This window comes from Alienimonas chondri (assembly GCF_013036045.1).
GTDB lineage: Bacteria > Planctomycetota > Planctomycetia > Planctomycetales > Planctomycetaceae > Alienimonas > Alienimonas chondri.
Genome location: NZ_WTPX01000051.1, coordinates 17,614 through 30,083, shown reverse-complemented (window position 1 = coordinate 30,083; position 12,470 = coordinate 17,614). Strand labels below are relative to the sequence as shown.

Annotated in this window: 10 protein-coding genes; 7 read left to right on the top strand and 3 right to left on the bottom strand. The window is 68.4% G+C overall.

The features are described from left to right. The coding region (locus LzC2_RS09595; RefSeq protein WP_171186254.1) for a 4-hydroxythreonine-4-phosphate dehydrogenase PdxA at positions 1-710 on the bottom strand (710 nt) is incomplete at its 3' end. Between the two features lie 349 nt (positions 711-1,059). Between LzC2_RS09595 and LzC2_RS09590 the strand changes: the two genes are divergently transcribed. From LzC2_RS09590 to LzC2_RS09560, 7 genes are all read left to right on the top strand, one after another. Further along, positions 1,060-3,102 (top strand): hypothetical protein, encoded by a 2,043-nt coding sequence (locus LzC2_RS09590; protein ID WP_171186252.1) that lies wholly within the window; start codon positions 1,060-1,062, stop codon positions 3,100-3,102. Positions 3,103-3,289: 187 nt separating this feature from the next. Further along, positions 3,290-4,066, top strand: a complete 777-nt coding sequence (locus tag LzC2_RS09585; RefSeq protein ID WP_171186250.1) for an SDR family NAD(P)-dependent oxidoreductase — start codon at positions 3,290-3,292, stop codon at positions 4,064-4,066. Positions 4,067-4,068: 2 nt separating this feature from the next. Then, positions 4,069-4,506, top strand: a complete 438-nt coding sequence (locus LzC2_RS09580; RefSeq protein WP_171186248.1) for a hypothetical protein — start codon at positions 4,069-4,071, stop codon at positions 4,504-4,506. A 65-nt stretch (positions 4,507-4,571) separates the two neighbouring features. Continuing rightward, positions 4,572-4,880 carry a polyhydroxyalkanoic acid system family protein gene (locus LzC2_RS09575; RefSeq protein WP_171186246.1) on the top strand — a complete coding sequence of 103 codons (309 nt, stop codon included), beginning with the start codon at positions 4,572-4,574 and terminating at the stop codon, positions 4,878-4,880. Between the two features lie 100 nt (positions 4,881-4,980). Continuing rightward, the gene (locus LzC2_RS09570) at positions 4,981-8,445 is read left to right on the top strand and encodes a pyruvate carboxylase (protein ID WP_171186244.1); all 3,465 of its coding nucleotides are present in this window, start codon (positions 4,981-4,983) and stop codon (positions 8,443-8,445) included. Between the two features lie 82 nt (positions 8,446-8,527). Then, positions 8,528-9,367, top strand: coding sequence for a biotin--[acetyl-CoA-carboxylase] ligase (locus tag LzC2_RS09565; protein WP_171186242.1), 840 nt, complete (start codon positions 8,528-8,530; stop codon positions 9,365-9,367). Positions 9,368-9,455: 88 nt separating this feature from the next. Further along, entirely contained in the window at positions 9,456-10,181 is a 726-nt protein-coding gene (locus LzC2_RS09560) for a protein-tyrosine phosphatase family protein (RefSeq protein WP_171186240.1), read from the top strand. A gap of 68 nt (positions 10,182-10,249) precedes the next feature. Here LzC2_RS09560 and LzC2_RS09555 read toward each other — a convergent pair whose 3' ends face one another. Together LzC2_RS09555 and LzC2_RS09550 are read right to left on the bottom strand one after the other, a co-directional pair. Further along, a complete protein-coding gene (locus LzC2_RS09555) occupies positions 10,250-11,383 on the bottom strand; it encodes a phosphatidylglycerol lysyltransferase domain-containing protein (protein WP_171186238.1) in 1,134 nt (377 codons plus the stop codon). Next, on the bottom strand, positions 11,380-12,438 hold the full coding sequence (locus LzC2_RS09550) for an NHL repeat-containing protein (RefSeq protein WP_171186236.1): 1,059 nt from the start codon (positions 12,436-12,438) through the stop codon (positions 11,380-11,382). The genes LzC2_RS09555 and LzC2_RS09550 overlap by 4 nt, the downstream gene beginning before the upstream one ends. Positions 12,439-12,470 lie beyond the last annotated feature (32 nt).

Genomic DNA, 12,470 nt, shown 5'->3' with positions numbered 1-12,470 from the left:
TCCCCGCCGTGCGGATTGAGGGCGCACACGCCGATCCGGCGTCGGCGGGCGTCGATCCGGGTGAGGAAGCGATCGAGCAGTCGGGCGGTCCCGATCACGCCGTCGGACGTCAGCAGACCGGGGACGGAGGCGATCGACGTGTGCAGCGTGACGTGAGCGACGGTCAATCCGTCCGGGCCGAGGGGGAAGTCGGCGGAGTTCGCGGGGCCGGGGGGGAGATGCAGCGTCATCCGCACCTCGACGGGTTCGCCGGGACGGGGGCCGCACCGCTCCGCGAGGATCTCCGTGTGGCCGGGATGCTTCACGCCGGCGGCCGCGAGGGCGGCTTTGTTGAGCGGCGCCGTGACGATCCCGTCGGCGTCGCCGGCGAGACACAGATCCGCGGCGGTCGTCAGCCAATCATGGGCGGCTCGCCCAGCGTCGGCGCTGACGAGACCGGGCGGCACGTCGCGAGCGACGCCGCCCGTCGGATCGAAACAGCGGATGGCGTGCTGCGGGCCGTCGAACAGGCTCGCCCTGCTTGGCACCTCTTCCACCGAGATTCTTTCCGCCCCCGACACGCCGGCGGCGCGAGCGAGGATCGCGGCGTCGCCGATCACGGCGGGTCGACAGCAGGCCGCCGTCCTCGGATCGGCCACCGCGGCCGCGACGACTTCCGGGCCCACGCCGGCCACGTCCCCGAGAGTCAACAGGAGCCGCGGGAGAGACATCGAGGGCTGCGCGGAGCGGTGGAAGGAACGCGAAAGGAACCGTAGCGGGGGGACGACGGCCCCTCAACGAGCCTGCCCGGACGGATTCGCGGTCTCTTCGCGCGCGGGGGCGAACCGCGGAATCCGCATGCGGGGCAGGACCGACAGGAGCGGGCAACCCGCGTTCCCGCGGAAAACATCACAACCGTTACAGAACGCCGACCAAAGCGGCCGATACGACCGTCACACCCCCCCGCTCCGTGTGGGGACCGCGTCGGTTGTTTCGGAGTCGCGTCGTGCGACACCGACCGACGTGGACCTTCGGCGGAAAGCCGCGGGGACCGCCGGGAATCGAGTCAGGGACGAATCAATGCGGAACAGACTCCGGGGCACGTTGCTGTCGGCCGCCGCGGGCGTCGCCGTCGCCGCCGCCCCGTCCGGCGCGGCCGTCGGTCAAGACTTCCCCACCGTGACCCCCGGCGTCGAGCCGATCCCGGGTCAACGGTACTCCGTCCCGCAGGGGGCGATGCCCTTCGCCGGGCCGGGGGACATGATGGACGCGCTGCCGCCGGGCATGCTTCCGCCGGCGAACGCCGCGGGCACCGGAGGCCCGGGTCGCGTCCCGGTCGGACCGGGCGGCCCCGGCGGTCCGAGCCTGATGCCGGACTCGCTGCGTCCGTACCCGCGGATCAGCCCGTACGACCACAAGTTCGACCAGTTCGCCAACGAAGGCGGCCTGTGGATGCGGACGGCGAACAACTCGCCCCGCCGCTACCGCGCCAGCGCCAACTTCATCAGCGGTAAGTTCAAGGCCGCGAATCGCGTCTCGATCGGGTCGCGTCGTTCGCTGGACGAGGTGTTGGACGAGCTGTACGCCCCGACCCAGGGGTTCGGCTTCAACAACCCGACCCTGGGCATCAACACCCTGGACGGCCCGCTGGTCACGCTGCCGTGGGTCAAAGCCGCTCTCGTCCCGACGGCCAACGCGCTGGTCCTTGAGTACGCCGGACTGGCGATCGTCCGCGAGGACTTCGATCCTGATCCGGCGACGATCGGGTTCCAGGCGAACCGAACGCGGCTGGTGCCGTTCTACGACGCGGCGGTGGCGGTCAACGCAGTCACCGCCGCCGTAATCCCCGGGACCGCGGGCGACTCCGTGGGCGGCGTCACGCTCGATCAGATCGGCTACGAGCCGATCACCGGCGACGTGTTCTCTTCCGAACACAATCAGGCTCTGCTGCCGAACTACGATCCGCTCATTGGCACCCGGACCGAAGACGCGGACCACCCTGGTTTCCGCCTGCAATTCGGCTGGGACGACGCGGACGGCAGCGGATTCCAGTGGTCCGGCGACTACCTGTCCGAGCAGGCCGATCAGTATTCCCGGGGCAACTCCGAGGAAGCCGTCCGGTACTACCAGAACCAATTTGATGCGGTGAACGGCCCGCTTTCCGGTTTCGGAAGCACGTTCAATCGTCAGGACCTCAACTTCCGCCCGTCGCCCCTGGGCGTGATCGTGGTGGACGCGAACCCGGACCTGTTCGGCAACGCGATCGATCGCCCGTTGAACTACGGCGGCGTCTCGCTGACCAATGAGTTGGACCGCACCCTCGCAGCGTTCACCTACGACCTGCTGTACGAGAACGAGTTCTCCAGCCAACAGGCCGGGACGGAGTTCTCCTACATCTTCACCCCGATGATTCGTCGCGGGAGACTGCGTGTTCGCCCCTCTGCCGGTCTACGCTTCAACTACGTCAAGGAAAGCTACAAGTTCCAAGGCCTGGACAGCGGCGCCATCTACGTGCAGGACTCGCTGGGCAACTACACGACGCCCAGCAGCACGAACGGCGCCTTCGGAGATCCGGCATCCAGCGTCGTCATCAATCCGGTGAACGGCCAACTTGGCAACAACGTGGGGATCTTTCCCTACAAGAGCGACTTGGACAACGAGGTCAGCACCTATCTGTTCGGTCCGCAGGCCGGTCTCCACGCCGACATCGAGGGCAAGTTCCTCAGTGTGCGGGGTCATGTGAAGGCCGGCGTCGCGGGGCTGGGCGAGAAGATCAGCGTCGAAGGTCAGGGCTTTAACCTGAACCAGCACACGACCGGCGATCTGATGCCGTTCAACGACGATCAGTCGCACGCCCGGTTCAGCCCGTTCCTCGACGCGAACATCCGCGGCGAAGCGAATCTGTTCCCCTACATCCCGGTCCTCAACCGGATGAGATACCTGAAGGACGCCCGCCTCACCGGCGGCTTCAGCGTCACCAGCTTCTGGGAAATCAGCCGACCGCTGGACTCCGTCATCTGGCGGGAAGCCAACTCCGGCAACCCGTATGTGAACAGCGACCCGGAAGATCGCAGTCAGCTGTACTTCACCAACTGGGACGTCGGCGTCACTTGGAAGTGGTGAGCCGGCCGGCCGGCTCGGTCGATCGCACCTGAGACCAGCGCCCCGCCCGCGGCTTCCAGCCGCGGGCGGGGTTCTTTTTTGCCCGTCCGACGTGCGGCGTTTTGCGTTGGATGCACCCCGGCGGCGGCCCGCGTAGACTCCCCCCCTACCCCGCACGAACAGAGCAAAGCCCACGGAGTCGTCCCCGATGCGTTTGAAAGATCAGGTCGCCGTGGTGACCGGCAGCAGTACCGGCATCGGCCGCGCCGTCGCGGAACGATTCGCGCGGGAAGGGGCGGACGTCGTCATCAACTACCGCAAAAGCGCCGACGAGGCCGCCGAGTGCCTGAAGGCGGTCGAAGCCGCCGGGCGCCGCGGACTCGTCATCCAGGCGGATATGGCGAACGTGGAGGCCGTTCGCGGTCTGATCGATCAGACCGTCGAGACCTTCGGCCGCATCGACGTCCTCGTGGCGAACGCCGGCGTCGAGAAGGAAACGCCGGTGCTGGAGATCGACGAGCAGCACTGGGACTGGATCATGGACATCAATCTCAAAGGCGCGTTCTTCGCTGCCCAGTCCGCGGCGAAGCACATGTCGAAGCGATTCGATGAGGAAGGCGTGGGCGGCCGGATCATCTTCATGTCCAGCGTGCACGAGGAGATCCCGTTCCCCCTGCACGCCGCGTACTGCGCCAGCAAGGGCGGCCTGAAACTGCTCTGCCGGAACCTCGCGGTGGAACTCGGGCACAAGCAGATCGCCGTCAACAACGTGTGCCCCGGGGCGATCAAGACGCCGATCAACGCCCCGATGTTGGGGAACCCGGAGCGGGTGAAGGATCTCATCGCGCAAACCCCGCTGGGTCGCGTCGGGGAGACCGACGACGTGACCGGCGTCGTGACCTTCCTCGCCAGCGAAGAAGCGCGGTACGTCACCGGCAGCAGCTACTTCGTCGACGGCGGCCTAACCTGGCACTACGAGGAGTAGCGTTGGCCCGGTCGGCAAATCGCGATCCGGCGAACCGCGGCCCGGCGTTCTCCGACCGCACCGTCGCCCTGCTGTTGCGGGCGGCGGGGGGCTTGAACCTCACGGCGCTGCTGTTCGCGTTCGGCCCGCGGTCGCTGTTGGAGTGGGGGCACCGCACGCTCCTGACCGAGCCGTTTCCCGAGGCCCCGATCGCGGAGTACCTCGCCCGCAGCGCCAGCCTGCTGTACGCCTTCCACGGCTGCCTGCTGCTGTTCGCGACGACCGACGTGCCGAAGTTCGCCGGCTGGCTGAAGCTGTACGGCGGGCTGATGCTGGCCGCGGGGGTCTGCTTTCTGATCGTCGATCTGATGAGCGACATGCCCGCGTGGTGGGCCTGGGGCGAGGCGGCGACCCTGCTGATCGGCGGCTCGCTCGTTCTCTGGCTGATGCGAGGGCGGTAGAATCGCTCCCCCGCTTGCGGTTGCGCGGGTTTTTGAGGAACCGCGTCCGCCCCGGATTGACCGCGATGCCGCTCGTCAACGTTTCCATGAAGCACGGGGCGACCCTCGCCGAGGCCGAGGAGCAGCTCTCCCAGACCGTCGCGGAGATTACGTCCAAGGCGGGGCAGTTCGTCCGCAGCGTGGAGTGGGACGAGGACCGCCGCAAAGTGAAGATGACCGGCCCCGGCGTGTGGGTTTCGATGCGGGTCGACGCGGAGCACGTGCATGCCGAGGGCGACGTGCCGGCGCTCAGCGGGCTGTTGGGCGGGGGCGTGAGGAAGGCGTTGGAGGGGGCGATCAAACGGAAGTTTCCGAAGGCCTTGCCGGAGAAGTGACGCGCCGGCCCCGAAGATCGCGGCGTCGGGGAGAAGAGAACGCCGGTCGCGGGTATCCTCCCGGTCCCCCGCGACCCGCAGCCCCACAGCTTCGTCACAGATGGCCGATAACTCTCCTTCCGCCGGGCCGATCAAAAAGCTCTTGGTCGCGAATCGGGGCGAAATCGCGATTCGCATCTTCCGTAGCGCCACCGAACTGGGTTTGCGGACGGTCGCCGTCTACACCCACGAGGACCGCTTCGCCCTGCACCGCTTCAAAGCGGATGAGGCGTATCAGGTCGGCCAGCCGGGCGAACCGCTGGCGGCGTACCTCGACGTGCCGAACCTCGTCGCGTTGTGCGTCCGCGAAGGCGTCGACGCCGTGCACCCGGGGTACGGGTTCCTGAGCGAGAACGCGGAGTTCGCCGAACAACTCGAAGCCGCCGGCGTGCGGTTCATCGGCCCGACGGTCGACGTGCTGAAAGGACTGGGCGACAAAACCAGCGCCCGCGCCTCCGCCAAGGCGGTCGGCGTGCCGGTGTTGGAGGGCACCGACAGCGTCACCGACGTCGCCGAAGCCAAGAAATTGGCGGACGACATGGGCTATCCGGTGATGTTGAAGGCCGCCCACGGCGGCGGCGGTCGCGGCATGCGGATCGTTCGCAAGGCGGAGGAGCTGGCCGACAACTTCGAGGGCGCCCAGCGGGAGAGCCAAACCGCCTTCGGCAGCGGCGAAATCTTCCTCGAACGCTTCATCGAGCGCGCCCGGCACATCGAGGTGCAATTGCTCGGCGACGGGCACGGCAACCTCGTGCATCTGCGCGAACGCGATTGCTCGGTCCAGCGCCGCCATCAGAAGGTGGTCGAGATCGCCCCGGCCCCGAACCTGCCGGCGAGCGTCCGCGACGGCCTGTGCGAAGCCGCGGTGAAGATCGGCGCCGAGGTCAGCTACCGCAGCGCCGGCACCGTGGAGTTCCTCTACGACGCCGACCGCGAGGAGTTCTTCTTCATTGAAGTGAACCCCCGTATTCAGGTCGAACACACCGTCACCGAAGAGGTGACGGGCATCGACATCGTCAAATCGCAGATCCTCGTCGCCGGCGGGGCGAAGCTGGGCGATGATGCGATCGGCCTGGCGTCGCAGAACGACGTGCGCGTCGACGGCTTCGCCGTGCAGGCCCGCGTGACAACCGAAGACGCCAGCAACGGCTTCGTCCCGGACTACGGCCGCATCTCCCATTATCGCAGCTCCGGCGGCCCCGGCGTGCGGTTGGACGCCGGCAACGGGTTCAGCGGAGCGGTCGTGAACCCGTTCTACGACTCCCTGCTGGTGAAGGTCACCGTGCATGGACGGCGGTTCGACGACGCGATCTCCAAGCTGCATCGCACGCTGATGGAGTTCCGCATCCGCGGCGTCAAAACGAACATCCCCTTCCTGCTGAAGGTGCTGGCGCACCCCACCTTCGCCGCCGGCGAAGCGACCACCCGCTTCATCGACAACACCCCGGACCTGTTCAAGTTCCCGGAGCGGAAGAACCGGGCCACGAAGCTGCTGAAGTACCTCGGCGAGACGATCGTCAACGGCAACGAATTGGTGAAGGACCGCCCCGCCGCGGTCCGCCGCGAGTCGGCCCCGGTGCCGCATTACGACCCGAAAGCGGAGATGCCCAAGGGCAGCCGGGACGTGTTCAAGGAACTCGGCGCGGAGAAGTTCAGCGGCTGGATCCGGGATCAGGAACGCCTGCTCATCACGGACACCACCTTCCGCGACGCCCACCAGTCCCTGCTGGCGACCCGCGTTCGCACGAAAGACATGCTGAACGTCGCCGGCGCCTACGCGCACCGGCTGGACGGGCTGTTCAGCCTCGAAATGTGGGGCGGAGCGACCTTCGACGTGTCGATGCGATACCTGAAGGAATCGCCCTGGCAGCGGCTGTCGGACCTGCGGGAAGCGGCCCCGAACCTGCTGTTCCAGATGTTGCTGCGAGCCAGCAACGCGGTCGGGTACACCAACTACCCGGACAACGTGGTCAAAGAGTTCGTCAAGGAGACGGCTGACGCCGGCCTCGACCTGTTCCGCGTGTTCGACGCGCTGAACTGGACGAAGAACATGCAGGTGGCGATGGAGGCCGTCCGGGAGACCGGCGCCCTCTGCGAAGCCTGCCTCTGCTACACCGGCGACCTGCTCGACCCGAAGCGGACGAAGTATGACCTGAAGTACTACGTCGGGCTGGCGAAGGAACTGGAGTCGTTGGGCGCCAATATCCTCGCCATCAAGGACATGGCCGGCCTCTGCAAGCCGGAGGCGGCCCGCCTGCTCGTCAAGGCGCTGCGGGACGAAACGGATCTGCCGATCCACTTCCACACGCACGACACCGCCGGCATCCAGGCGGCGAGCATCCTCAACGCCGCCGACGTGGGCCTCGACGTCGCCGACGCCGCGATGGCGCCGCTCTCCGGCGGAACGGCCCAGGTGAACCTCAACACGCTCGCCGAGGCGCTGCGGTTCAGCCCGCGGGACACGCAGCTTCCCACCGAAGCCCTCTCCGAAGCGGCCACCTACTGGCGGGCCGTCCGCGAATTCTACAAGCCGTTCGAGGCGGACGTGCTGCCGGCCACCGGCGACCTGTACGACCACGAGATGCCCGGCGGGCAGTACACGAACCTGTTCCAGCAGGCCCGGGCGCTGGGCCTCGCCGACCGCTGGCAGGACGTCTGCCGCATCTATGCCGAGGTGAACCGGTTGTTCGGCGACATCGTGAAAGTCACGCCCACCAGCAAGGCGGTCGGCGACATGGCGCTGTTCCTCGTCGCCAACGACATGGAGGCGGACGAAGTTCTCACCTCCGAGCGCGAACTGAGCTTCCCGCAATCGGTCGTCGACCTGATTGGCGGCGCGATGGGTCAGCCCCCCGGCGGCTTCCCCGAAGCCGTGATGAAGAAGGTGCTCCGCGATCAGGAGCCGTTCACCGATCGTCCCGGCGCCAGCCTCGAACCGGCCGACTTCGCCGCCGCGAAGGCCGAGGTCGAGAAGATGACCCCCGGCGAGGCCACCGATCGCGACGTGCTCTCGAAGCTGCTCTACCCGGCGGTCTTCAAGGACTTCGCCGCCCATCGCCGCGAGTTCGCCGACACCAGCGGCCTGCCCACGCCGGTCTTCTTCTACGGTCTCGAACCGGGGGAAGAGGTCGCGGTCGACATCGAGCCGGGCAAACGGCTGATCGTGAAGTTCCTCGCCGTCGGCTCGCCCCACCCGGACGGCACCCGCACGGTGTTCTTCGAGTTGAACGGCCAGCCGCGGGACGTGACCGTGCAGGACCGCAGCCTCGAACCGGACGCCGCCGCCGCCGTGAAGGCCGACCCGGCCGACGCCAACCAGATCGGCAGCCCGATGCCCGGCATGGTCGTGACCGTCGCCGTGCAGGCCGGCGACCGGGTGAAGCCGGGTCAGAAGCTGTTGACCATCGAGGCGATGAAGATGCAGACGAACCTCGCCGCGGAGGCCGCCGGCGTGGTGAAAGCGGTGAACGTCTCCGCCGGCTCGCAGGTCGCCGCGGGCGATCTGCTGGTGACGCTGGAGAGTTGAAACGACAACGAGCCGCGACCGTCAGGGAGCGTCTCTCTACGGTCGCGGATCGCGCGTGACGCTCCCTGACGGTCGCGGCTCCATGCCCTTATCTCCCGACGCCGCCGCCCGCCTTCGCAGTGAAACGTTCGTCCGCGCCGTCGAGGTGCACGGCGAACTCGGCAGCACGAATGATCGGGCGCTGGAACTGGTTGGCGGGCCGGAGGGCGCCGCGATCGACCGGCCGGCGGTGATCCTCGCGGAACGGCAGACCGCGGGTCGCGGTCGTGGCTCCAACCGCTGGGCCGCGCCGCCCGGCGGGCTGACGTTCACGCTGTTGCTCGACCGACCGACGCCGCGGTCGGCGAGTGAGTCAGTGGGAGAAGAGGTGAACGCGACGCTGCTCGCCCCGTTGACGGGGTTGGTCGTCGCGGAGGTCGCGGCTGCGTTGACCGACGCGGAGGTCGGCGTGAAGTGGCCGAACGACGTGCTGCTGCGAGCAGCGCCCGACGCCCCGTGGGGCAAGCTCGCCGGCGTGCTGTGCGAAGCCGCCCCGACGGGTGAGATCGCGGTGGGCATCGGCCTGAATCTGAACAGCGACCCGGCCGCCTTCCCGTCCGACCTGCCCCGCCCCGCCGCGAGCCTGCGGCGAGACAGCGCCGCGCACGATCCCGTGACCGTGCTGATCGATCTGCTGGTGCGGCTGGAAACGGAGATCGAGGCGCTCGCCGACGGCGGCCGGCTCGATCCCACCCGTTGGGCGAGCCGGGACGTACTCGCCGGTCGAAGCGTTTCGATCCTCGGCGGCAGCCCCGTGACGGGCACGGCCTGCGGCGTCGCGCCGGACGGTGCGCTGCGGGTATTCGACGGGCAAACCGTTCGGGAAATTCGATCTGGGACAGTCGAGTGGTCGTCCGGGCAAAGCCCCCCTCCCGTTGCGTAAGATAGACCGTCGCACAACTGAGAAATCGGGTTCCCACGCCGCCCGACATTGTGCGATGACGCGGGCGCTCTCCCCGAAGAACCCCGCCATGTCCGTCGCCGTCGCCACCCCCCCGTCCGCCTATGGCGGTCCCTCCGAAGACGTTTTGCCCGCCCGATCCGACCAGCGCCGATCCACAGGCGACGACGCGTTTCTGACGCGTCGCGGTTGGTGGATCGCCGGGATCCTGGCCGCCTGCGGCGTCGCCGCCGTGGGCATCTGGGATGCGGTGAAGTACGACTTCATTGCCAAACGATTCGGCGTCGTCGAACCGGACGGTCTGTACCGCAGCGGACAGATCTCCGAAGCGATGTTCACGCCGACCATCCGCGAGCACGAGATCGACACCGTCGTCTGCCTGATGGGCAACGACCGGGAAGACCCCGGACACGTCGCGGAGGTCGCCGCCGTCGAAGCGATGCCGGGCGTGAAGTTCGAACGGTTCCCCCTGCGGGGCGACGGGACCGGCGACTATGAGGTTTACTACAACGCCCTCGCCTCGCTGGTCCGGGCCCGCCGGGCCGGTCGGAAGGTGCTGGTGCACTGCGCCGCCGGCTCGCAACGGACCGGCAGCATCATCGCCGCCTATCGCCTGCTGGTTCGCCGCGACGACTGCGCCGAGGTCTACGCCGACCTCGGCCGCTACGGCTGGGAGCCGGACGACGCCGCGATGCTCGACTACCTCAACCAGCACCTCCCGGAAAGCGCCCGCCGCTTGTATGAAGCCGGGTTGATCTCCGAGATCCCCGACCCGATGCCGGTGCTCGGCCCGTAATCGTTTGGGCTTTGAGTCATCCATCACGCCCCGGACCATCCGATGGTCCGGGGCGTTTTGCTGCGCGGTCAGGGAATCCGACCGAACGCCGCCGGTCGCCTCAGATCGGCGAACGTCCCCCGCAGCGCCGGCCGCGGATCGACCCGCAGCACGCCGCTCGCCCGGACGAAGTCCGCCGCCTGCCGCACCGAGACCCGTGGCGCCCCGCAGGCGAACAGCGGTTCCAATGTCGGCCGGAATCGTGATTTGAAGTGCCAGAGTCCGCGGGCGTCGAACAGCCCGTTACCGGCTCGCATCCACGCGGCCACGCCGCGACAAACGTGCGGGTTCTCCCCGGCCGGCGCCGGCCCGATCAAGGCCGCCGGCGCCGGGCCGAGCGAGACCGTGGAGACCCCTTCCGCCGCGAGTGCATCCAGCAGGCCGCGAACCAGCGCCGCGGCGGTCCCGGACGGCGCCTCGGGGTGCGTGTGAAACCCGCCGAGCGTCCATCGTCGCGTGCCGTCGGTCTCTCGAACCCCCAGCGGGTGAACCGAGGCGAACCCGACCGTTCTGCCGTCCTTACGGGCGATCCAGACCCGCCGTCCGTCCGACGGTCCGGCCGGGGGCGGGGCGATGAAGGCGGTCGCCGGTCGAAGCTGAGGCTTCGCCGCGAGGTGAGCGGCGACGATCGCGGGGAGGTCGCCCCAAGCGGACTCATCGTCGCTCAACTCGCTGACGGAGACGCCGGCTCGCGTCGCGCGGCCGCAGGCGGCTCGAACCGCACGGAATCGACCGCCCTCCCACCGTCCCGGGTGACGCACGACGCAGTCCGCCCCGATCCGCGTCGGTCGATAGCCGACGGACGCCAACGCCGGCAATTCCGCCGCGGTCACGTTCAACCACAACGGCGACAGCCCCAACGGCGTCGCCCACGCTTCGACGTATCGAACGAGCGCCGCCGCGTGCTCCGGGGCGGCGAGCGGGCCGCCGGGGATCAGCGCCGTCCGTCCACACCGGATCGGCCCGGCGACGCCGGGCAGACTCTCGGTGAGCAACAGCCCCCGCCCCGGCTCCGCGACGAGCAACCCGTCCGCGGTGTGGGCATGGACGAGCGCCAACCGTCGGGCGACGGCGGACAGCGCCTCCCCGCCGGCGGGGTCGGCGTCTCGCAGAACCCCGACTTCTCGAACCCCGGTTTCACGAACCCCAGGGGAGCGGGTCACACCTTCTTCAGATAGGTCACCCGACCGCTGGGCACCCACTCCGCGACGATAATGTCGCCGTCGTTCACGAAGGCGGCGTCGTGCGGGGCGACGAATTTGCCGTCGACCCAGTTCTCCGGGGTGCGACGCATCTTGCGGCCGTCCGCCATCGCCGACTTGATCCACTCCGCATCGTCGCCGAGGTGGGTGAGCACCTTGTTCTCCGCATCCAACAGCGTGACCCGGGAGTTCAGGTCCGGCACGACCCGCACGCCAGAGGCGTTGACGTCCGCGAAGTCGCAGGGGGCGGGCACGGTCCAGGCGGCTTCGACCCGCAGGAACTTGCCGTCGATGTCGAAGTAGCTGATGCGGTGGTTGGAGCGATCCGCGACCGCCAGCGCCGGCTCGCGACCGGGGCGATCGTCCCACAGCAAGCCGTGCGGGCAGTTCAGCTGGCCGGGTTCGCTGCCCTTGGAAGCCAGCACGCTGACCAGTTCGCCCTTGGCGTCGTAGCGAATCAGGTGGCTGGAGCCGTAGCCGTCGCCGATGAAGAACCCGCCGTCCGGCAGGAAGGCAACGTTCGTGGCGTTGTACCGCTTGTCGCCGTAGCCCTCCGGCTTGGTCCAGCGCTGGACCTCTTCGCCGGCCAGCGTGAATTTCACCGTGCAGGGGCCGTCGTTCGACTGAAGCGCCGTGAGGTACAGGAACTCCTCGCCGCCCTCCTCACGCAGGTCGAGCCCGTGGCCGCCCTTGTGGAACTCGTCGCCCCAGCTGCGGACGAATTGGCCCTCGGCGTCGAACGCCAGCACCACGTCCCGCTTCGGTTCGTTCTCGGCCTGGTGACACATGAAGATCGTGCCGTCCGCGGCCTGACACACGCCGTGCGTGTTGCCCCACTCGAAGCCGTCCGGCAGCTCGCCCCAGTTGCTGTGCCACTCGTAGACGTAATCGCCCGAGCCGACCGTGACCGGTTTCGAGCCGCTTTTGTCGGACGCCCGCAGGAACGGCGTGCCGGACAGAGCGACGGCGGCCGCCCCGGTTTGCAGAGCGGTACGGCGGGAGACGGAGTTGGACATAGGTTGAACGATGCGAATAACGAACGGTGAAC